Source organism: Dyella flagellata (assembly GCF_030160275.1).
Lineage (GTDB): Bacteria > Pseudomonadota > Gammaproteobacteria > Xanthomonadales > Rhodanobacteraceae > Dyella_B > Dyella_B flagellata.
Genome location: NZ_BSOA01000006.1, coordinates 118,744 through 138,040, shown reverse-complemented (window position 1 = coordinate 138,040; position 19,297 = coordinate 118,744). Strand labels below are relative to the sequence as shown.

Below are 19,297 nucleotides of genomic sequence, written 5' to 3'. Positions count from 1 at the left end.
GTCCACGCGATCGAAGAAAAAAGGAATCTTGCGAATATGGTGAGCACCTCCCGGCGCAACGCCTTCAAGCTGTTGTTGACCAGCGCCGCTGCTGCGCCTTTCGCAGCGAAATCCGTCGCCTCGGCGCCATGCACGCCATACAAGCCCCAATGGGCGCGTGGTCCGGAAAACCAACGCAAGGCCGACCTGGGCAACGGCACCTATCTCAACCCCATCGTTGCCGGCGATCATCCCGATCCCACCATCCTCAAGGATGGCAGCGACTACTACATGACGTTCACCTCGTTCTGCTATTACCCGGGCGTGGTGATCTGGCATTCCACCGATCTGGTGAACTGGGCGCCGGTGACGGCCGCACTCTCCAAGCCGCTAGGCACCATCTTCGCGGTCGACCTGTGCAAGCACAACGGGCGCTATTTCATCTACATTCCCGCCGCCACGGCGAATGGCTGGTCCATCCATGTGATCTGGGCCGATGCCATCGAAGGTCCGTGGAGCGAACCCATCGACATGCATATCCTGGACTGCATCGATCCAGGCCACGTGGTGGGCGAGGACGGCAAGCGCTATCTGTTCGTCAACGGTATTCGCAAGCTGCGGCTAACGGATGATGGATTGGCCGCGGATGGTCCTTTGGAGCCCGCCTATAGTCCCTGGCGCTACCCGGAAGACTGGGTGGTGGAAGATTTCGCGCCGGAAGGCCCGAAGCTGCTGCGGCACGGCGAATGGTTCTACCTGATCACCGCCGTAGGCGGCACGGCGGGGCCGCCGACCAGCCATATGGTGATCGCCGCGCGTTCCAGGTCGATCCATGGGCCGTGGGAACACTGCCCGCACAATCCGCTGGTGCGTACGATGAGTGCGGATGAACCCTGGTGGTCGCGCGGCCACGCTTCATTGGTGGAGGGACCGGCTGGCGACTGGTGGATGGTTTATCACGGTTACGAAAACGGCTTCCGCACACTGGGACGTCAGACCTTGCTGGAACCCATGGAATGGACCAGCGACGGCTGGTTCAAGGCCAAGGGTGGCGATCTGTCCCGGCCTTTGCCGAAGCCAAAAGGTGGTCGCAGCGGAGCTTCAGGCGCGGCGTGGTCGGATGATTTCAAGGTCGATAGGCTGGGCGTGCAGTGGACCTTCTACGACCCTACGCCGGAGGATATGCGGCGAGCCAGCTATGAAGCGGGCGGCTTGCGCATTGGCGGCAAAGGGCTGTCGCCCGCCGATACCTCGCCATTGACCTGCCTGGTGGGTGATCGTGCCTATGTGGCGGAAGCAGGCTTCGATCTTATCGGTGACGCCGAAGGCGGGCTGCTGCTGTTCTATAACCCGAAGGCCTTCGTAGGCATCGGTTTTACGCCGCAGCACCTGAAAACCTTCGAATACGCCGCCGAGCAAACCTGGGCGCGCAAAGCCATGGCTACGTCCCGCGTGCGCATCCGGCTGACCAACGACAAGCAGATCGTGAGCTTTCACTACTCGCACGACGAGGGCAAGACCTGGACGCTGCACGACTTGCGCATGGAGGTGTCCGGCCTTCACCACAATGTGTTCGGTGAATTCCTGAGCCTCAAGCTGGGCGTCTACAGCGCGAACAAGGGCAGCATCCGGCTGCGGGATTTTTCGTATCGCGCCATGGTTTGATGCCATCATCCGCATGTCCTTATGTGACGGATGAAAAGGTCAAAGAGACAAGTCGTGCGCCGCAATTGAATTGTCGTATCGCATACTGCGTGACATATTTTTCACGGCAGTTATCAAAACCAGAACCTCTTCTTACGAAATTGAGTGTTCAAACGCATATTCTCGATATTTGATTTGACGCAAGCTCTGCCCGCCACTATCGATAGCGACTGATTCGCGCGGCCGTTCGGCCGTGCGAAAAGAGGGGCGTGACCATCCATGCATGGCAACGTGGGGTTTGACTCCCAGGGATGTTTGCACGCCAGAAAACTGGGTCTGATCATTACATCGGGAGCATGAAGATGAAAAAGAAGCTTGCTTCGCTGTTGGCCGGTTCATTGCTTTGCATCGGCGTGGCCGGTGCCGCACAAGCCGGTCCCTACAATCTCTATACCCCTTATTTTGCGTGGGATAATAATTTCAACAACAGCAATATCGCGTGGAGTCCGTCCAGCGGCCAGTATCCGCAATGGACGGCTTCGTTCAATTTCTCCAGCTACAGCCTGTATGGATACCCAGCGAGCATTCGCGGCTGGCATTACGGCTGGAACCCCACCGGTGACACCTTGTTTCCGAAAAAGCTTTCATCCACCAGCACGATTCCGGCGGCGTTTTCTTATGCCTCCGGCGGCAGCAACATGGCCGGCGACTTTGCCTACGACCTGTTTTTGCGCAAGGATGCGCAGAAATCGACGCCGCAGCTGGAAGTGATGATCTGGGCCGGCAACAACTCCTACCCGATCGGTTCGCCGATAGCCACCGGCGTGATCACCGAGAACGGTGTGACGTACGACCTGTGGGCTGGCAACAACTCTGCAGCTGGGTACTATGTCTACACCTTCCTGCCCCAGCGCAGCAGCGTACCGGCCAGCCTGCCTACCAGCGGTAGCGCCAATATCGACATCATGCATTTCTTCAAGAAGCTACAGGGCCGCGCGTACTTCAGCACGTCGATGTACCTGGACGTGGTGGAAGCCGGCTGCGAGGTCGTGCGCGGCAATGGTTGGGTGAGCACCACCTGGTTCCAGGTGAGCGCGCAGTAGCCGCGACGCAAGCTGGAAGGTTCGTCCCAGCTTTGTTGAAGCAAAAAAATCGGCGCCGAAGCTGCGGGTGGATACAGCTTCGGCGCCGTGAGTTCAACAACGGTTGCAACAAGGGAGAAAAGCCAACCGTTGCGCATGCCCGCCATCGCTACTGCATCGTCAGGGGGACTGCTGGGAGTGTCGCGCCCTGGCAGCATCACGCGGATGCCTTTGCAGTCTGGGCAAGCCCGCCAGCCATGCCTATAGCTTAAGGGGTCAAATACCGGTTCGGATGGGCCAAGTTCCGGTTGCTGAGACCGGCGTCCTGGTGCGCAAGGCGCCGGCACGACAAGCGATCGGGCAGGGCGGCGAATGCGTGCGGGAGTTCACCCGGTCCGGTCCATGCCTTGGATTACCCTCTCGTCACCTTCACATGACCTAGCTCGATGGCGAGATAGGTTTGCGTAAGTTGGCCCAGTAGCTTAATTTGTTGGGTCAAGTCGCGCATGCGGCTGGATAAAAGCGTCTGATCAGGGGTGGCGTAAGAGTGATGATGGATATACATGCTGGCTGGAGATCGCTGCGCTCTTGGATGATTGTGGCTGCCTTGCTGGTCGTCAGCCTGGCCAGCGGCTGCGCCAAGATGGGTATCAAAAAACCGTCCGTCACCATTACGCCCGCGCAGGCTACGACACGCGAGCACGTCGAGAGCAGCCCCAATTCCAGCGAAAACGAGGCTGCGCCACCAGCTTCGCTGTCGACGATCGTAAGGCGGTACCTGCAGAACGGCCATTACGCGGAAGGCGAAAAAGCGCTGCGTAGCTATTTGCAGGAGCATCCGGGCGATCGCACCGCGCAATTCTTCCTGCGGCAGTTGACCGAGGATCCCAAGCAGATGCTGGGTGCGGCTTCCAGTGCGCATGTGGTGCAGCCAGGGGAGTCGTACAGCACGCTAGCGGCGAAATATCTGGGTGATCCCAACCTGTTCCTGGTATTGGCGCGCTACAACGGTTCCACCAACCCGGCCCTGATCCTGGTTGGCTCCACCTTGCAGTTGCCGGGCGCTCAGAACGGCGCGAGCGTGGCGGCTGCATCACCGTCGTCGCCGGCCAGCAGCGCAGCCCCGGCGGCCAGTGTTACATCGAATGCGCCTCCGCCGGTGACCGCGCCGGTGGTACTGCCGGCGCCGGTGAAGCCGACTCAACGCGCACAGCAACTGGAAGGCCAGAGTCTTGCATTGTACCGGCAGGGACAAAAGGACCAGGCGTTGAGCTTGTTCGATCAAGCCCTGGCGCTGAACCCGCATCTGAAGTCCTCCGATCCCGACTTCGTGGCGCTCAGCCGCGTATGGGAGGCGAACTCGCACCAGCAGGCAATGGTGTTGTACTTGGATCAGCATCTGGACCAGGCGATTGCCTTGTGGGATCGCATCCTGATAGTCGATCCAGCCTACGAACCGGCCGCGGTTTATCGGACGCGGGCGCTGGAGCTGAAGCAGCGCTTGCAGCAGTACTGAGCGCGTAGGCTGGGATGACAATCCCAGCATCGGAATGTTGCCTGTCAAGCTGGGATTGTCATCCCAGCCTACGCGCCCCTCAACGGGGATGATGCTCGCGCGTCTCCGGCACTGGAAGGATCTGCGTAGGCTGGAGCACCAATTCCGGCTTGGGCACGTCGGAAACCACCGCGACGGCTTCCTTCTCGATGCCCAGTGCATCCCCCATCAGATTGAACGCGGCAAACACGCGTCCTAATTCATCGCGGCGAACAATCCGGATGCGGTGCTGACGGTCGCCGTGCGCCATCCGTAGCAACGAAGCGACGATGAGATCGAGCGCGCCGCGTAAATGGCGGAACAGCCAGTACGCGGTCAGCAGCACCGCCGCCAGCGTCGTCAGCAAAACCAATCCGATCACGCCGAGCGCGGTATTTTGCGCAGCCTGCAGCGGCGCCTCGCTTACACCCAGGCGCAGGCGGCCGACAGCCTTGGTCTGATAGCGGATAGGTACGTCGAACACGAGTGCGTTTTGCGCGCCATGTGTGCCGGTCAAGCGAGTGTGGTAGCTGTCGATGCCGTTGGGCAATTGCCGCATGGACGTCTCGGCCGGCGCCGGCAAGTTCTGGCTGTCTTCGCTGGACTGCGTGCTGGCGATGATTTTTCCGTCGCGATCGGCGATGGCCAGGTAATCGATCTGCGCATTGCGAGCCATGTCTTGGACCAACGCGCGCGTTGCGGCGTGATCGCCCATCACGATGTTTTCCGCCGCGTCCCTGGCGATGTTCTGGCCCAATGAGCTGCCGAAATCCCGGGCGAGACCCGTAACCGCTACGCGCTGCACGCCGTAGATGGCCAGCATGCCAAGCAGCAGGACGACAACCACCGCGGCGCCCAGCGAGACCGCCCAGCGCAGGCCAAGCGATCGCAGTCGAGGGTAGGGCAGTTCTTCCTTTGATCGCTCGTAGCTTCGGCGTGCCAGGCGCAGGTCTTCGGCGACCTCCGCGCCGGATTGGTAGCGCGCTTCGGGCGTGGCCGCCATCAGCGTGCGAATGATGTCGACCAGAATCGGTGGCGTGGCCGGATCGAGCGGCTTGATGGGCGGCTCGGGCAGGCGCTGGCGCTGGCGCAAAAATCGCTCCACGTCACCGGCATAGGACCATGGCAGCCGGCCGGTGACCAGCCAGAACAGTACTACGCCCAGCGAGAACAGATCGCTGCGCGCATCGACACGTTCGCCGCGCAGGCGCTCGGGCGACATGTAGTTGGGCGTGCCGCCGATCTGGCCTTGCACGACGGCGGACGACTTGACGCGAGCCGAGCGCCGTTCGGCAATGCCGAAGTCAGCGATCTTGGCGTGCCAGCCCTCCAGCAGCATGATGTTGTCAGGCTTGATGTCGTGATGGATTACGCCCTGCGAGTGGGCGTAGTGCAGGGCGTTGGCGAGCTGCGTGGCCAGTTCGAGCAGCGCCGAAGCGGAAGGCATTCCGTGCAGCGCCACATGATGGGCAAGCGTTTCGCCCGGCAGCCGTTCCATGGCGATATACGGGCGGCCGTCTTCTGTCTCGCCCGTATCGAAAATCGTGACGATATGCGGATGCGTCAGGCGTCCGGCCGCACGCGCCTCGACCAGGAAGCGCTGCCGGTAATCGGAATCTTCGGCGAAGTTATCGTGCAGGCACTTGATCGCCACCTGCCGCTGGATCTCCGGATCGAAGCCGGCGTAAACAATCGACATCGCCCCTTCGCCGAGCACGCCGTCGATGCGATAACGCCCGATGGTGGCAGGAATGGCCTGGCTCATGCCGGGAGGCTCATCAACTTAGAGCATCCACCATGTCAGGCCAGCCAGCGCCAATACACCCAGCAGCGCTGCTGCCGCGTAGCCGTAGACCCGCAACTTATGCGCGCCTTGCTCATGCGTGATGAACGTAAACTCGGCCTGGCCGAAGCGCACGCGATCGCCATGCACCAGCACCGTTTCGTGAATGCGCTTGTCGTTGACAAAGCTGCCATTGGTGGAAAGCGTATTCATCAGCACGTAATGGCCCTGCTGATTGATGATCCATGCATGCGTGGCCGAAACGCTGGGGTCGTTGATCACAATGTCATTGTCGACACGGCGGCCGATCGTCTGACGGCCCTGGCGCAGGGTGAAGCGCAAGCCTTTGAGTGCGCCTTGCGTTCCCGCCAGCACCGGTTGGTGCGTGGAAGCGCGACCGTCCGTTGCCGGCGCATTCTCAAGCGCCAGCTGCTGCATTTGAGCAGCGGACAGCACCTGCGTGCCCTGAGGCCCTGCACGGAGCTTGCCGCCCTCGTTGTGGGGCGGTTGGCCAGTGTTCATAGACATTAAAATCCCCTGTTGCGAGGGAACTATAGCGAAATCGCGGCGGATTGGGACCCCGGCAAGCCTGCCCTGGCGATAGTGAACGACTTGTCGCCGCACGGTCCAAAACCGGACGCACCGCCTGAAGTCATCGAATGCCGAGGCCTTGTCGGTTCCTAGGCGGCACGCCTCGACATTCGAAGACGGACGCAAAAATACCCGAATGCGCCGCCGCCGACTAAGAGCTGCAAGGGCCCAAAGACTGTCGATTTGGGCCAGGGCTGCAGCGAAATGTGTGCCACCGCACAATCGAAGGCGTGCAGGGTTCCCGTTTTTTTGCACACTTTTTTAGCGGCTATGCGGCATTCAGCCATTCGCAAAAAAATTCAGCAGCCGGCAGGCTTCGCGGCCTTACTGTCTGCGCACCGCTCGAGCGGTATTTGTCCAGCGAGGTTAGACCTATGCGTACCAAGATTCTTGTAGCCCTTGTATTCGGCCTCGCAGCGACCAGCGCGTTCGCGGCGCCGCAGTCGCATGGCAGGGGTGGTGGCGGGATGAACCGTGACACTCACGGCGATACCGTTTCGGCGGCCGCCGCCCAGGCCAGGGCAGGCGATACCCGCGTGGGTCCGGCGGTGAGCGATGTGGCGCAGAGCAAGGCCAAAGGGAAGGGCGTGACCGGTGCCACGCACGGCAATAAGGGGCACGCCAAGAGCCACGGCAAGCATTGATCCCCGGTTTGTGACGCCATGGAGCCGCGCGAGTGCGCGGCTCCTTTTTTATCGCTGGCATCATGGGTTTCACCTTGCTGAACCCTTGTAGCGCTGGCATCCGGGCGGCGAAACGCGCTAAGGTCAATGTCCCGGCCAAGCATCATGGCCGGCCATTCAGGTTAATGGGAAACGCCTATGCAGTCTCGCATCAAGCCCACCATGACCGTTTACCCTTGCCGCTTCCGTTCGCAGCAGGCTGACTCGACCGAAGCGCCGCATGTATGGGTGACCTGGGAAGCCATCGAGCGTGAACATTTCAGCCCCAACGGCAAGCTGGTGGCCGATTTTTCCCATCCGCTCGAAGTCGACCCGTCGCAGGTGAAAGACCATCGCTACGTGCCGAAACCGGATGCCTTGGCCTGAGGACGCGTTCAACGATGGTATTGGTCGCGCTGCATGACGCGAACGCCGAACCATCCCCAATAAACGCAGTGCCGCTGAATCAGCCCCTCGTCGTTGATCTCCATCACCTCGGCGAAATCCATCTGTTCGCCCTGGCCGGCGTCGCGCGGGTATTCCCAGATCAGGCGTTTGCCATCGGTGAGGTAGGGCGTGCGGTAATACTGCCGCACCACAGGCTTGCGATCGGCCAATTTCGCAAACAGCGGTCGCAGCTCGTCATGCCCATGCAGCACGCCGCTTTCGCCTCCGAGCAGATGCGTTACCAGTGGGCTTTCAAGGCAGGCGTCGCACGCATATAGCTTTAGGAGTGCTTCCGCGTCGTTGCGCGACAGTGCATCGTTCCAGGCAAAATACATGCGTTCAACGGGGGTGGATCCGCTTTGCATGAGAGCGACTTCCGGTTTGACGATGGGTCGGAAATTAATCGCTGCACTGTTTTTGCGGGGTGATTGAAAAGTGTGAGCCAGGGCAAAATACGCCTATTGCAATTTTATAGTCACGCTTTTTGTGGTCGGCATCGGGCAGGGTGGCGATGATTCGATGCTCTTCGCCTCTCGCCTTGCCACTCGGCAAGTCCTGACAGATACGCTTGTTGCACAACGCCGAGGCAATCGTAAGGCGTTGAATTGACTAGGCGGCAAAATTTCAGTGCCGCAGGTACTTGTAATCTCTTTCCTACTGTCGGTAAATTTCGCACCCACAGCGGGAGAGGAAACCCCGACGCGTTGCTTGGCCATTAGCTAGGGCGCCTCGCCACTGCGCACAGCCTCTGCGCAGAAGTTCTCAAGGATGATCAGGATGACCAAATCAGGATGACCAAAGAAGAAGCCGATGTCGCTGCCTGGGGGAAGGAGTCCACCGCCGCCGGCGCTTATCAAATCCTCTATCCGACCTGGTACGAAGCCTGGAAAAAAGGCGGCGTGAGCGACCTTTCCAAGTCCTCTCAGGACAAGCTGGCTATTGAAAAGCTGCGCAGCCGCCACGCATTGGGCTATGTCGAACAGGACGATATCGACCATGCCATTCCACTTCATGTGCAAGGAATGGACTTCGCTGCCGGGCGCCTTGCAATCGAAAATGACCATGGACGAGGCACGTGCGTTATTTGCCAAATACCTGAGCGAAGCTGCGGGCAGGTGATGAAGCTGCGATTTGCGTCGTACGGAAAGCGATTTGCGCCCCGATTGCGCAGGCACGTCGCGCGAATGGGGGCGGCTGTTCGATGCGTAGGGTAAGCAACTTACGGCGGGTTTTGCGCATGATGGACCGCGCATGTCGGCGCTGATGAAGCGGCTTGGCCTGGGGCGCTATGAGGCCGAGCCCATGCCATTGCGTCAGTATCGATGACTCGGCCAACCCACAATGAGTATGGTGTCGCATAGGGGCTCGCCAAGCTAGTGGATAATCAAGGAGTTCGTTGCAGTTGATAGGCCATAGCTTTAGCTTTATTCACTTATTTTTCACGGACCGGGCCGGCGTTGCCAGTTGACCCGATTGAGCATAGATTTAGCGGGGTAATAGGGACCCAATTGATGTTCGTAACGCGTCGCCTCGCAGCTGCTGCGCGGCGTCGTTTCCGCTATGCAGGCCCAAGGGGGTGCCGCAGTAGCCGCTTTGTTTCAACTTTGATGTCGGTTGCAAAGTTTGCTCCGTCGGGTGACGCACGCCTGTCATCTGGTTGTAATCCGTTTTACCCGGCTGCGGGATTCGAATGGTGCAGTTCCACTTAGTTTGATCCTTTCCAAGGAGACGTCGTATGGCCAAGCAGAGCAGTCAAAAATTCATCGCGCGAAATCGCGCGCCGCGGGTGCAGATCGAATACGACGTCGAGGTTTATGGCGCGCAGAAGAAGGTGCAGGTTCCGTTCGTGATGGGCGTAATGTCCGATCTGTCCGGCGCCAACAATGCCGAGCTGCCGCAGATCGAAGAACGCAAGGCGCTGGAAATCGACGTGGACAATTTCGATACCCGCCTGCAGGCAATGAAGCCGCGCGTGAGTTTTGCCGTGCCCAACACCCTCACCGGTGAAGGCAATTTGAACGTCGACATTACCTTCGAAAGCATGGACGACTTCTCGCCCGCGGCGGTGGCGCGCAAGGTAGGCGCCGTGGCCAAGCTGCTCGAAGCGCGCACCCAGCTCGCCAATCTCGGCACCTACCTGGACGGCAAGGCCGGCGCTGAAAAGCTGATCGCCCAAGCCATTAACGATCCGGCCTTGCTGCAGTCGCTGGCCTCCGCACCCAAGCCGGCAGGGGAGTAAGCAGCCATGGCAACCGAGAAACTGGCCGAACAAGGCGGCGTAGCGACCCTTGAAGCGGGCGATTTCGCCTCGCTGCTCAACAAGGAGTTCAAGCCCAAGAGCGAACGCGCGCGCGAAGAGGTGGAGTCGGCCGTGCGTACGCTGGCCGAGCAGGTGTTGAACAAGGCGGACATCGTTTCCGATGACGTCACCCAGACCATCAACGCCTACATCGCCGAGCTGGATCGCAAGATCAGCGAGCAGCTCAACCTGGTCATGCACCATCCGGAATTCCAGAAGCTGGAAAGCGCCTGGCGCGGCCTGCATTACCTGGTCAACAACACCGAAACCGATCAGCTGCTGAAGATCCGCGTGTTCAACGTCTCCAAGAAGGAGCTGGGCAAGACGCTGAAGCGTTACAAGGGCACAGCCTGGGACCAGAGCCCGATCTTCAAGAAGATCTACGAAGAGGAATACGGTCAGCTGGGCGGTGAACCGTATGGCTGCCTGGTCGGCGACTATTATTTCGATCACAGTCCGCAGGACGTCGAGATGCTCGGTGGCATTGCCCAGGTGGCGGCCGCTGCGCACGCACCGTTCATCAGCGCCGCCAACTCCACCCTGATGGGCATGGACAATTGGAACGAGCTGGCCAATCCGCGCGACCTGGCGAAGATTTTCTCTACGCCCGATTACGCTTCCTGGCGTTCGCTGCGTGAATCGGAAGACGCCAAGTACCTTGGCCTGGCCATGCCGCGCACGCTGGCGCGCCTGCCGTACGGCGCCAAGACCAACCCGGTGGACGAGTTCGATTTCGAGGAAGACACCGCCGGCGCAGACTCGTCCAAGTACACCTGGCAGAACGCCGCCTACGCGATGGCGGTGAACATCAACCGCTCGTTCAAGGAATACGGCTGGTGCTCGCGGATTCGAGGGATCGAATCGGGTGGTGCGGTGGAAGGCCTGCCCGTGCACACCTTCCCGACCGACGACGGCGGGGTGGACATGAAGTGCCCCACCGAGATCGCTATCACCGACCGCCGCTCGGCGGAGCTGGACAAGATGGGCCTGATGCCGCTGGTCCACCGCAAGAACTCCGACATGGCCGCCTTCATCAGTGCGCAGTCGCTGGCCAAGCCGGAGGAGTACGACAATCCCGACGCCACCGCCAATGCGGCGCTGGCTGCGCGCTTGCCGTACATGTTCGCGTGCTGCCGCTTCGCGCATTACCTCAAGTGCATCGTGCGCGACAAGATCGGTTCGTTCAGCAGCCGCGAGTCGGTGGAGAAATGGCTCACCAACTGGATCAGCCAGTACATCGACGGCGATCCGCAGAACTCCAGCGAAGAAACCAAGGCGCGCAAGCCGCTGTCGGCGGCGGAAGTGGTAGTGGAGGAGGTCGAGGGCGCGCCCGGCTATTACTCCTCCAAGTTCTTCCTCAAGCCGCATTACCAGCTTGAGGGTCTGACCGTGTCGTTGCGCCTGGTCTCGCGTCTGCCGTCGGCGGCGAAGGCTTGAATCAGGAAGTAGTGCTGTAAAAGGAGCCGCCAGTGTGGCGGTAGCCATCATCAATCAGGTAACCGAGGAGAGGTTTCATGGCATTCGACATGCACATCAAGTTCGAAGGCGGCAGTGTCGCTATCAAGGGCGCTTCCAACCACAAGAAGCACAAGGGCGAGGTGCCGATCCTGGCCTGGTCATGGGGTGTGAGCAACTCCGGTGACCTGCACGCCGGCGCGGGCTCGGCCAGCGGCGGCAAGGCTCACGTACAGGATATTTCGATCACCAAGTACGTGGACGGCTGCTCCAACGCGATGATGCAGGCCTGCTGCACCGGCGCGCGCGTGGAAAAGGCGACGCTGTACGTGACCAATGCGACCGGCGAGCAGACCGACTTCCTCACCATCGAGCTGAGCGAAGGCGTGCTGATCACCTCCGTGTCCACCGGCGGCAGCGGTGGCGAGGATCGCCTCACCGAGAACGTCACGCTGCACTTCGGCAAGTTCAAGTACTCGTTCCAGCCGCAGGACGACAAGGGCGGCAAAGAGGGTGGCACGAAGGACTTCACCTTCGACATGCAGCAGGTCGCCAAGGGCTGAGCCTGACCCGGCTTTTGTACCGATCTCGGTAACAGCTGCCGGGGATTTTGTTGGCGACATGTGGTGTTGCGCGAAGCTCGCTCCACCCGCGGGCTTCGGGCAACCCAACCCTGACCCTCCCTTGCATGCAGGGGAGGGTGTTGGGGCTTGCCCCGCCAAAAATCCCTGTCCTTCTTAGAATGCTCAAGGTTCAAGGACATGACTCCCGAAAACATGCTCAAAGAAGGCCGCCTCGACGAGGCGTTGCAGGGTTTGACCGCGCAGGTGCGCGGCAATCCGGCCGATGCCAAGGCAAGAGTGTTTTTGTTTCAGCTGCTGGCGCTGTTGGGGCAATGGGAGCGCGCGCAAACGCAGTTGAAGGTAAGTGGCGAACTGGATACCGGCAACACCTTGATGGTGGGTGCCTATAGCCGCGCCTTGCAAGGTGAGCTGGAGCGCCATGCGGTGATGAGCGGCACGCGTCCGCCGCTGGTGATCGGCGAGCCGGCGCAATGGCTGGCCTTGCTGCTGCAGTCGCTGAAGCTGATGGGCGAGGAACGCTATGCGCAGGCGCTGCCGTTGCGCGAGCAAGCTTTTGAAGCCGCCGAAGCAGTGTCCGGCAGTATCGACGGCGAGCGGTTCGAGTGGATCGCCGACGCCGATCCGCGCTTCGGGCCGTGCCTGGAGGTCGTCGTCAACGGGGGCTATTCATGGGTGCCGTTTGCGCGCATCCGCGAATTGAAGTTCGAAGCGCCGACCGATCTGCGCGACAAAGTCTGGGCACCGGTGCAGATCATCTGGAGCAACGGCGGCGAATCGGTCGGTTTCGTGCCTTGCCGCTACCCTGGTTCGGAGCGCGCGCAGGACAGCGATGTGGTGCTGGCACGCAAGACCGAATGGATCGATCTGGGCCATGACTGTCATGTGGGCTTCGGCCAGCGCATGTTCGCCACCGATGCCGGCGAATATCCGTTGCTGGACATCCGCAGCATTTCATTTGATACGTAATCGCATATGGCCGAGCTGACCACCCAGGAACGCCTGCAGCCTTCGCTGCTGGATCGGCTGGCCGATGACGAACCGGCGAAGGCGGAGGAAAGCCGCGAGAAGCGCGTGATTTCCGCCTCGCGCCTGCGCGATTGCGTGGCGCGCGACATTTCCTGGCTGCTCAATTGCGTGAATCTAGGCCTGGACGACCAACTGGCCGACTACCCGGAAGTGGCTCGTTCCGTGGTCAATTTCGGCATTCCCGACCTCACCGGTGTGGCGGTTGCCGGGGTCGACGCCAAGGTGTTGCAGCGGCAGCTTCGTGAAGCGATCCTGGCATTCGAGCCGCGGCTGACCTCGGCCACGTTGCGCGTGACGGTCACTACCGACCTCAAGCGCATGGATCGCCAATCGCTCGCTTTCAACATCGAATCGGAGATGTGGGCGCAGCCGATTCCGCTGAATCTTTATCTCAAGACCGAAGTGGACCTGGAAACAGGCAAGTTCAACGTATCAGAGAGCTTCGGCTGATGGACCCGCGACTGCTTCGCTATTACAACCGCGAGCTGCAACACGTGCGGGAGATGGGCGCGGAATTCGCGCGTGAATACCCCAAGATTGCCGGCCGCCTCGGCATGGAAGGCTTCGAGTGCGCGGACCCTTATGTAGAGCGTTTGCTGGAAGGTTTCGCCTTTTTGGCGGCCCGCATCCAGTTGAAGCTCGACGCGCAATACCCGGTGTTCACGCAGCACCTGCTGGAAATGATCTACCCGCACTACCTGGCGCCGATTCCCTCGATGGCCGTAGTGCAATTGAATCCCGACCAGAAAGAAAGCGCGCTGGCCACCGGCTATACCGTGGCGCGCAATACCGCGTTGCGCAGCTTGATCTCCAACGACGACCGCACTGCTTGCGAATATCGCACCGCCCACGACGTCACCCTGTGGCCGCTGGAACTGGTCGAGGCCAAGTATTTCGAAACACCCGCCGCCATCGCCGCGGCCAGCGTGCCGATTCCGTCCGGCAAGACGGTGCGCGCCGGCCTGCGCCTGAAATTCACCATTACCGCCGGCGCGCAAGCCAACATGCTGGCGATGGACGAGCTGCCGGTATTCATTGCCGGTGCCGATGAATTGCCCAAGCGGCTGTACGAGCAACTGCTGGGCAACGCCCAGGGCTTCGTGGTGCGCATGCCCGGACCAAGCGGCATGCTGGTCGAGCATTTCGATGCTTCGGCCATCCGCGACAAGGGTTTTGCCGACGACGAGGCCCTGCTGCCGTATTCGGATCGCTCTTTCAGCGGCTATCGCCTGCTGCAGGAATATTTTGCCTGCCCGGAGCGCTTCCTGTTCGCCGTGTTCACCGGCTTGAAGCAGGTGCTCTCGCGTTCGCAGGCCACCGAGTTCGATCTCACCGTTTTCTTCGACCGTAGCGTCAGCCGGCTGCACAACGCCGTCGACACCAGCAATTTCAGGCTGTTCTGCACGCCGGCGATCAATCTGTTCCCGCGTCGTGCCGATCGCATCCACCTGCAGCAGGGAAAAACCGAATACCACGTGCTGGCGGACCGCACGCGGCCGATGGATTTCGAAGTGCATAGCCTGAGCCAGGTGGAGGGATTCGGCGATCGGCAGGAACCGGAACAACGCTTCCAGCCGTTCTACGGCTGCGACGAGCGCGTCTGGCACAGCGGCAGCGCCGCGTTCTATACCATGCGGCGCGAACCGCGCCTCCTGTCCGCACGGCAAAAATTGCACGGAGCGCGTTCCAGCTACGTCGGCAACGAAGTGTTCATCTCGCTGGTGGATGCCAACGATGCTCCTTATTCCACCCAGTTGCGGCAGGTCGGCATGATGCTGATGTGCACCAACCGCGATCTGCCGCTGCAGATGCCGGTGGGCAAATCGCGCACCGATTTCACGTTGGAAACCGGCGCCCCGATAACTTCCATTCGCTGCGTGGCAGGCCCCACCAAGCCGCGTGCGCCCACGGCACATGGCGAAACCGCGTGGCGTCTGCTCAGCCACCTGCAGCTCAACTACGTATCGCTGCTGGGTGACAGCGGCGAAGAGGGCGCAGCGGCGTTGCGCGAAATGCTGACCTTGTACTGCGATGAATTCGATGCCGGTGCGCGCCGCCAGATCGAAGGCGTGAAGGCGGTCAGCAGCAAATCCGTGGTGCGGCGGATCCCGGTACCCGGCCCGATCACCTTCGGGCGGGGCTTGGAAATCACTTTGACGTGTGATGACGGCGCTTTCGAAGGCACGGGGGCCTTCCTGCTCGGTTCGGTGATGCGGCATTTCTTCGCGCGCTACGTTTCGGTCAATTCCTTTACCGAAACCGTGTTGCGCACCCTCGAACGCAATGAGGTGGCCCGATGGACGGCCCGGCTCGGCAAGCGCCAGATCCTGTAGCGCTGGAAAACGCGCTGCGCGGGCAGCCGGAAGCCTTCGAGTTCTTCGAAGCGCTGCGCTGGCTCGAAAGCGCCCATCCCGGCCGGCCGCGCTTTGGGCGCTCCACCAAGCCGGCGGAAGATCCCGTGCGCCTGTGCCAGACGCCGTCGCTGGAGTTCGCTCCGCGCACGGTGGATCGTTTCGAGCCGCAAGCGAACGGCAAGCCACCGCGCATGTACGGGTTGTTCTTTGGCCTGTTCGGGCCGAACGCGCCGCTGCCGTTGCACCTGACCGAATACGCGCTGGATCGCAAGCACAACTCACGCGACGGTACTTTCATCGCGTTTGCGGACATCTTCCACCATCGCATGCTGAGCCTGTTCTACCGCGCGTGGGCCGACTCGCAGCCGACTATCCAGCTCGATCGTCCCGGTGAAGACCGCTTCAGCCTTTACATGGGCGCGTTGATCGGCTTGTCCACGCCCAACCTGCAATCGCGCGACGCCTTGCCGGACCGCTATAAGCATTTCTTTGCCGGACGCCTGCTGGCGCAGGCGCGCAATGGCGAAGGCCTGAAACACCTGCTGGAGCATTTCTTCGGGATTCCGGTGCGGGTGATCGAATTCGTCGCCGAATGGATGCGCCTGCCGGACTCGGCGCATTTGAAGCTGGGCCAGTCGCGCGAGGTCGCGGGCTTGGGGCTCACGGCGGTGCTGGGCGAGCATGTATGGGGCGCGCAACAACGATTCCGCCTGCGGCTGGGCCCGCTGACGAGAGCGCAGTTCAACAATTTCCTGCCGGGCGGCGAGGCGCTGCGCCAGTTGATGGCGGCGGTAAAAACCTATGTCGGCGAGGAAAAGGCGTGGGACGTGCAACTCGTGCTCAAGCGCGACGAAGTGCCGACCACGCGGATGGGGCAGAGCGGCCGCATGGGCTTGACTACCTGGCTGGGCCAGCGGCAAGAACAGACGGATGCTGATCAGGTTGTATTGAGGCCGGTGGGCTAGCACCGCCGTTTCGATTCATCAACGAAGTGCGGCAGCAACGTGCTGCCGGCGTGCCAAGGCTAAGGATCAAGGGTATGGCAGAAATCAGTCGCAGCGCTCTATTCGGCAAGCTCAACAAGCTCGCGTACCGGGGCATCGAAAGTGCCACCGTATTTTGCAAGCTCCGGGGCAACCCTTACGTCGAGCTGGTGCATTGGATCCATCAGATCCTGCAATTGCAGGATTCGGACCTGCATCGCATCGTCAAGCAGTTCAACCTCAATCCGTCCAACCTGGCGCGCGACGTGACCGATGCGCTGGATCGCCTGCCGCGCGGCTCCAGCACGATCTCCGACCTGTCGAGCGACGTGGAGGAGGCCGTCGAGCGTGCCTGGGTGTTCGCCACGCTGATGTTCGGCGAGGCGCAAGTGCGCACCGGCTATCTGATCTTTGGCGTGCTGCGCACGCGCAGCCTGCACAACAAACTGCTCAACATCTCGCAGGAGTTCGAAAAGGTAAAGCCGGAGACCTTGGCGGAGAAATTCGCAGAAGTAGTCAGTGGCTCGCCCGAGGACGGGCAGAATGCCAGCGACGGCTTCCGCATCGGCGGCGCAGCGGCCCCGGGTGAAGCGAGTGGTGCGATCCCGCCCGCGCAAATGGGCAAGCAGGAAGCCTTGCGTCAATTCACCGTCGACCTGACCGAGCAGGCGCGCAATGGCAAGATCGACCCGATCGTCGGACGCGACGAAGAAATCCGCCAGGTGGTCGACATCCTGATGCGCCGCCGCCAGAACAACCCGATGCTGGTCGGCGAAGCCGGCGTGGGCAAGACCGCGGTAGTGGAAGGCTTTGCCTTGCGCATCGCTGCCGGCGATGTGCCGCCGCAATTGAAAGACGTTGAGCTGCGCACCCTCGACGTTGGCCTGCTGCAGGCCGGCGCAAGCATGAAGGGCGAATTCGAGAATCGTCTGCGCCAGGTGATCGAGGAAGTGCAGTCTTCGCCCAAGCCGATCATTTTGTTTATCGACGAGGCGCACACGCTGGTTGGCGCCGGCGGCGCGGCAGGCACCGGCGATGCAGCCAATTTGCTCAAGCCTGCGCTTGCACGCGGCAACCTGCGCACCGTGGGGGCCACTACCTGGGCCGAATACAAGAAGCACATCGAAAAAGATCCAGCGCTGACCCGCCGCTTCCAGACCGTGCAGGTGGACGAGCCCAGCGAAGAGAAGGGCATTCTGATGATGCGCGGCGTCGCCAGCGTCATGGAGAAGCACCACCGTGTGCAGATTCTGGACGAGGCGCTGGAAGCCGCGGTCAAGCTGTCGCATCGCTACATTCCTGCACGCCAGTTGCCGGACAAGGCGGTGAGCCTGCTCGATACGGCCTGCGCGCGCGTTGCCATCAGCCAACATGCCGTGCCGCCACAAGTGGACGACACGCGCAAACGGATTCAGGCACTGGAAACCGAGCTGGCCATCATCGCTCGCGAAAAGATCGTCGGCGTAGACGTCACCGAGCGCGAAGCCGGCGCCACGGAAAAACTCGCCGTACAGCAGGCGCGGCTGGAGCAGCTGGAGGCCAACTGGCTGGCGGAAAAGGGTCTGGTCGAAAAGATCCTTGCCATTCGCGCAAGGCTGCGTGGCGACCATTCACCGGTGGAGGGTACCGGCAGCAAGCTGGAACAGGCTGCCGCCGCCGAAGCCGAAGCGGCTCATGTACCCGAAGAGCTGAGCGATGCCGAACGCAACGCGGCGCTTGAAGAGCTGCATGAGCTGCAGGCGCAGCTTACCGAACTGCAAGGCGAGCATCCGCTGATCCTGCCAACGGTGGATTACACCGCCGTAGGTTCGGTGGTTGCCGATTGGACCGGCATCCCGGTCGGCCGCATGGTGAAGAGCGAACTGGAAACGGTGATGAACCTGGCTCGGCTCATGAGCCAGCGCGTGATCGGCCAGGACCACGCCATGGAAATGATCGCCAAGCGCATCCAGACCTCACGCGCGGGCCTGGACAACCCCAACAAGCCGATCGGCGTGTTCATGCTCGCCGGCACCTCCGGCGTGGGCAAAACCGAAACTGCGCTGGCGCTGGCCGAGGCGCTCTATGGTGGCGAGCAAAACCTCATCACCATCAACATGAGCGAATTCCAGGAGGCGCATACCGTTTCCACGCTCAAGGGCGCTCCTCCGGGATACGTTGGTTACGGCGAAGGCGGCGTGCTCACCGAAGCCGTGCGCCGCAAACCGTACAGCGTGGTGCTGCTGGACGAAGTGGAAAAAGCGCATCCCGACGTGCACGAAATCTTCTTCCAGGTGTTCGACAAGGGCATGATGGAAGACGGCGAGGGCCGCCAGATCGACTTCAAGAACACCCTGATCCTGCTCACCACCAATGCGGGCACCGACCTGATCGCCAGCCTGTGCAAGGACCCGGACCTGATGCCCGAACCGGATGGCATGGCCAAGGCGTTGCGCGAGCCGCTGCTCAAGATCTTCCCGCCGGCGCTGCTCGGTCGCCTGGTAACGATTCCTTATTACCCGTTGAGCGAAAAAATGCTGGGCGAGATCGTGAAACTGCAGCTCGGCCGCATCAAGAAGCGGATCGAGACGCGCTACAAGATTCCGTTCGAATACAACGACGAGGTCGTGAAGCTGGTGGTGAGCCGTTGTACCGAGAGCGAATCGGGTGGGCGCATGATCGACGCGATCCTGACCAACTCCATGCTGCCGGATGTGAGCCGCGAATTCCTGCTGCGAATGATCGAAGGGAAGGCGGTGGCGGGAGTGAACGTAGGGGTCAGCGGCCAGGACTTCGAGTATGGATTTGCCTGATTGGCTTTTGCAAAGCGTAGGGCGCAGTGACTTGCCGGGTAAGAACCACTGACGATCGAGGCTTGAATCTGCCCCGTTCCTT

Annotated in this window: 17 protein-coding genes; 14 read left to right on the top strand and 3 right to left on the bottom strand. The window is 61.2% G+C overall.

Annotated features, from left to right (window positions below):
• Positions 1 to 36: 36 nt before the first annotated feature.
• From QQJ96_RS05080 to QQJ96_RS05070, 3 genes are all read left to right on the top strand, one after another.
• The gene (locus QQJ96_RS05080; RefSeq protein WP_284330879.1) at positions 37 to 1,644 is read left to right on the top strand and encodes a family 43 glycosylhydrolase; all 1,608 of its coding nucleotides are present in this window, start codon (positions 37 to 39) and stop codon (positions 1,642 to 1,644) included.
• A 341-nt stretch (positions 1,645 to 1,985) separates the two neighbouring features.
• Positions 1,986 to 2,726: a GH12 family glycosyl hydrolase domain-containing protein gene (locus QQJ96_RS05075; protein WP_284330878.1), complete on the top strand. Its 741-nt coding sequence runs from the start codon at positions 1,986 to 1,988 to the stop codon at positions 2,724 to 2,726.
• Between the two features lie 571 nt (positions 2,727 to 3,297).
• A complete protein-coding gene (locus QQJ96_RS05070) occupies positions 3,298 to 4,221 on the top strand; it encodes a LysM peptidoglycan-binding domain-containing protein (protein WP_284330877.1) in 924 nt (307 codons plus the stop codon).
• A 79-nt stretch (positions 4,222 to 4,300) separates the two neighbouring features.
• Here QQJ96_RS05070 and QQJ96_RS05065 read toward each other — a convergent pair whose 3' ends face one another.
• Both QQJ96_RS05065 and QQJ96_RS05060 read right to left on the bottom strand, forming a co-directional pair.
• Entirely contained in the window at positions 4,301 to 6,004 is a 1,704-nt protein-coding gene (locus tag QQJ96_RS05065; RefSeq protein ID WP_284330876.1) for a serine/threonine-protein kinase, read from the bottom strand.
• Between the two features lie 18 nt (positions 6,005 to 6,022).
• Positions 6,023 to 6,550, bottom strand: a complete 528-nt coding sequence (locus QQJ96_RS05060) for an FHA domain-containing protein (protein ID WP_284330875.1) — start codon at positions 6,548 to 6,550, stop codon at positions 6,023 to 6,025.
• A 437-nt stretch (positions 6,551 to 6,987) separates the two neighbouring features.
• On the opposite strand from QQJ96_RS05060, the gene QQJ96_RS05055 reads away from it, so the two are divergent.
• Entirely contained in the window at positions 6,988 to 7,257 is a 270-nt protein-coding gene (locus QQJ96_RS05055) for a hypothetical protein (RefSeq protein ID WP_284330874.1), read from the top strand.
• A 177-nt stretch (positions 7,258 to 7,434) separates the two neighbouring features.
• Positions 7,435 to 7,662, top strand: coding sequence for a hypothetical protein (locus QQJ96_RS05050; RefSeq protein ID WP_284330873.1), 228 nt, complete (start codon positions 7,435 to 7,437; stop codon positions 7,660 to 7,662).
• Positions 7,663 to 7,670: 8 nt separating this feature from the next.
• Here QQJ96_RS05050 and QQJ96_RS05045 read toward each other — a convergent pair whose 3' ends face one another.
• Positions 7,671 to 8,087: a nuclear transport factor 2 family protein gene (locus QQJ96_RS05045; RefSeq protein ID WP_284330872.1), complete on the bottom strand. Its 417-nt coding sequence runs from the start codon at positions 8,085 to 8,087 to the stop codon at positions 7,671 to 7,673.
• Positions 8,088 to 8,513: 426 nt separating this feature from the next.
• Here QQJ96_RS05045 and QQJ96_RS05040 point away from each other — a divergent pair, with 426 nt between their 5' ends.
• From QQJ96_RS05040 to tssH, 9 genes are all read left to right on the top strand, one after another.
• Complete coding sequence (locus tag QQJ96_RS05040; RefSeq protein WP_284330871.1) at positions 8,514 to 8,936, top strand: lysozyme family protein; 423 nt, start codon at positions 8,514 to 8,516, stop codon at positions 8,934 to 8,936.
• A 521-nt stretch (positions 8,937 to 9,457) separates the two neighbouring features.
• Positions 9,458 to 9,961: a type VI secretion system contractile sheath small subunit gene (tssB, locus tag QQJ96_RS05035; protein ID WP_284330870.1), complete on the top strand. Its 504-nt coding sequence runs from the start codon at positions 9,458 to 9,460 to the stop codon at positions 9,959 to 9,961.
• 6 nt (positions 9,962 to 9,967) lie between these two features.
• Positions 9,968 to 11,458 carry a type VI secretion system contractile sheath large subunit gene (gene tssC, locus QQJ96_RS05030; RefSeq protein ID WP_284330869.1) on the top strand — a complete coding sequence of 497 codons (1,491 nt, stop codon included), beginning with the start codon at positions 9,968 to 9,970 and terminating at the stop codon, positions 11,456 to 11,458.
• Positions 11,459 to 11,535: 77 nt separating this feature from the next.
• Entirely contained in the window at positions 11,536 to 12,039 is a 504-nt protein-coding gene (locus QQJ96_RS05025) for an Hcp family type VI secretion system effector (protein WP_284330868.1), read from the top strand.
• Between the two features lie 198 nt (positions 12,040 to 12,237).
• Complete coding sequence (locus QQJ96_RS05020) at positions 12,238 to 13,026, top strand: type VI secretion system accessory protein TagJ (RefSeq protein ID WP_284330867.1); 789 nt, start codon at positions 12,238 to 12,240, stop codon at positions 13,024 to 13,026.
• A 6-nt stretch (positions 13,027 to 13,032) separates the two neighbouring features.
• Positions 13,033 to 13,536 carry a type VI secretion system baseplate subunit TssE gene (gene tssE / locus QQJ96_RS05015; protein WP_284330866.1) on the top strand — a complete coding sequence of 168 codons (504 nt, stop codon included), beginning with the start codon at positions 13,033 to 13,035 and terminating at the stop codon, positions 13,534 to 13,536.
• Entirely contained in the window at positions 13,536 to 15,419 is a 1,884-nt protein-coding gene (gene tssF, locus QQJ96_RS05010; RefSeq protein WP_284330865.1) for a type VI secretion system baseplate subunit TssF, read from the top strand. Before tssE ends, tssF begins: the two co-directional genes overlap by 1 nt.
• Positions 15,383 to 16,405, top strand: a complete 1,023-nt coding sequence (tssG, locus tag QQJ96_RS05005) for a type VI secretion system baseplate subunit TssG (RefSeq protein WP_284330864.1) — start codon at positions 15,383 to 15,385, stop codon at positions 16,403 to 16,405. Before tssF ends, tssG begins: the two co-directional genes overlap by 37 nt.
• Positions 16,406 to 16,479: 74 nt before the next feature.
• Positions 16,480 to 19,215 carry a type VI secretion system ATPase TssH gene (gene tssH, locus QQJ96_RS05000; protein WP_284330863.1) on the top strand — a complete coding sequence of 912 codons (2,736 nt, stop codon included), beginning with the start codon at positions 16,480 to 16,482 and terminating at the stop codon, positions 19,213 to 19,215.
• Positions 19,216 to 19,297 lie beyond the last annotated feature (82 nt).

Coding starts and splice junctions, on each gene's coding strand:
- QQJ96_RS05080 (WP_284330879.1), top strand. CDS start 37: ATGGTGAGCACCTCCCGGCGCAACGCCTTCAAGCTGTTGTTGACCAGC.
- QQJ96_RS05075 (WP_284330878.1), top strand. CDS start 1,986: ATGAAAAAGAAGCTTGCTTCGCTGTTGGCCGGTTCATTGCTTTGCATC.
- QQJ96_RS05070 (WP_284330877.1), top strand. CDS start 3,298: ATGATTGTGGCTGCCTTGCTGGTCGTCAGCCTGGCCAGCGGCTGCGCC.
- QQJ96_RS05065 (WP_284330876.1), bottom strand. CDS start 6,004: ATGAGCCAGGCCATTCCTGCCACCATCGGGCGTTATCGCATCGACGGC.
- QQJ96_RS05060 (WP_284330875.1), bottom strand. CDS start 6,550: ATGTCTATGAACACTGGCCAACCGCCCCACAACGAGGGCGGCAAGCTC.
- QQJ96_RS05055 (WP_284330874.1), top strand. CDS start 6,988: ATGCGTACCAAGATTCTTGTAGCCCTTGTATTCGGCCTCGCAGCGACC.
- QQJ96_RS05050 (WP_284330873.1), top strand. CDS start 7,435: ATGCAGTCTCGCATCAAGCCCACCATGACCGTTTACCCTTGCCGCTTC.
- QQJ96_RS05045 (WP_284330872.1), bottom strand. CDS start 8,087: ATGCAAAGCGGATCCACCCCCGTTGAACGCATGTATTTTGCCTGGAAC.
- QQJ96_RS05040 (WP_284330871.1), top strand. CDS start 8,514: ATGACCAAAGAAGAAGCCGATGTCGCTGCCTGGGGGAAGGAGTCCACC.
- tssB (WP_284330870.1), top strand. CDS start 9,458: ATGGCCAAGCAGAGCAGTCAAAAATTCATCGCGCGAAATCGCGCGCCG.
- tssC (WP_284330869.1), top strand. CDS start 9,968: ATGGCAACCGAGAAACTGGCCGAACAAGGCGGCGTAGCGACCCTTGAA.
- QQJ96_RS05025 (WP_284330868.1), top strand. CDS start 11,536: ATGGCATTCGACATGCACATCAAGTTCGAAGGCGGCAGTGTCGCTATC.
- QQJ96_RS05020 (WP_284330867.1), top strand. CDS start 12,238: ATGACTCCCGAAAACATGCTCAAAGAAGGCCGCCTCGACGAGGCGTTG.
- tssE (WP_284330866.1), top strand. CDS start 13,033: ATGGCCGAGCTGACCACCCAGGAACGCCTGCAGCCTTCGCTGCTGGAT.
- tssF (WP_284330865.1), top strand. CDS start 13,536: ATGGACCCGCGACTGCTTCGCTATTACAACCGCGAGCTGCAACACGTG.
- tssG (WP_284330864.1), top strand. CDS start 15,383: ATGGACGGCCCGGCTCGGCAAGCGCCAGATCCTGTAGCGCTGGAAAAC.
- tssH (WP_284330863.1), top strand. CDS start 16,480: ATGGCAGAAATCAGTCGCAGCGCTCTATTCGGCAAGCTCAACAAGCTC.